The organism is Nocardia tenerifensis NBRC 101015, from assembly GCF_000308715.1.
In the GTDB taxonomy this organism is placed as follows: domain Bacteria; phylum Actinomycetota; class Actinomycetes; order Mycobacteriales; family Mycobacteriaceae; genus Nocardia; species Nocardia tenerifensis.
This window is the reverse complement of record NZ_BAGH01000458.1, coordinates 1-1,263: the sequence shown is the minus strand read 5'-3', so window position 1 is coordinate 1,263 and position 1,263 is coordinate 1. Positions and strand designations below refer to the sequence as shown.

1 pseudogene is annotated in these 1,263 nt (G+C 69.9%); it reads right to left on the bottom strand.

Features of this window, described 5'->3' with window-relative positions:
- Positions 1-920, bottom strand: a pseudogene (locus ON39_RS33960) (hypothetical protein); the annotation flags it as partial.
- Between the last annotated feature and the right edge of the window lie 343 nt (positions 921-1,263).

The following is a 1,263-nucleotide window of genomic DNA, read 5'->3' as shown; positions in this document are numbered from 1 at the left end:
AAGTAGATGCCCTGCGGGCCGATGCCGAAATCGACGGTCCACTGCGTGCCGACGAACGCGCCGAGCGGGTCACCGTCGCCGACGCCGTCGAAGGGTCCGCTCGCGGTCGGGGCCGCGTGCGAGCCGGGCAGGTCGAACGCGCCGGACGCGCCCGGCGCGACGAAACCGTTCGTGCCCGGCAGGCCGAAACCGTGGCCGGCCTGTCCGAGTCCGTGGCCGGGCAGGCCGAAGCCGTGGCCGCCCGGCAGGTCGAGTTCGTTTGCGGGAGCGCCGGTTCTGGGCAGCGGCAGGCCGTGGCCCGCGCCCGCCTCCGTGCCGGGCAGGCCGATGCCCGAGTTGCCCGGCGTGCCGGGGAGGCCGAAGCCCGAGTCGCCCGACGTGCCGGGCAGGCCGAAGCCCTGGTGGCCCGACGCACCGGTGCCCGGCAGCTCCATGGACTGCTGGCCCGACGCGCCGCCGGGCAGGCTGGGCAGCGCCATGCCGGACTGGGCCGCCTCGGTGCCGGGCAGTGCGAATCCCGCGTCGGTGCCGCTGTACTCACCGGTGAGCGTCGGCAGCGGGAGATTCGCGCCGCCGGGGTGTCCGAAGTTCGTATTGTCTTGCGCGACAGTCGAATTGCCCGAATGAGGCGGGTGGATCGGCGCGGGCTCCACGACCAGATCCGGGAACGTGATCACCGGGGACGGCGTGCCGGGGTCGGGGTCGCTGCTGTGCGCCCAGCCGGTGTTGCGGCTGTCCTCGTGCGAGGAGCCGGGGTGCGCCGGGACGCCGCCGCCGTTCGCGGCCACCAGCGCGCCGCCGGTGACGTACGCGCCCGCGCGCGCTACCCGCGCGACGCCGGTGGCTACTCGATAGGCGGTGTCACCCGTGCGTTCGGCTGCCTCGGTGGTGGTGTCATCGAAGGGCAGGTCACGCGTCATGAAAGCTCCATCTCGGGTTTCCAGCAGCCATCCTCACATGCCGGCCAGGCCGAGTGAAGATCACCTAACACTATTTCGGGAAAACCCGACTGTCACATTCTCCAGGACTGTAGAGACTCCACCAGTGGCGAGCAACACAACCTTGCCATCCCGAAAAGCGGAACGAAAGCCCTAATTCTAGTGGGATAGCGGACTGGACACGGCCTTCAATATGCGCACTGAACAGGGTCGATCGCGCCGCCGCCCGCACTCGGGCCCGCACGGGTCGGCCAGAACCTAAGAGTTCTCTAACGATTGCTCAACGAGCGGTGAAGTTCGGTTCCCTACCGTCGATTTCGTCGGG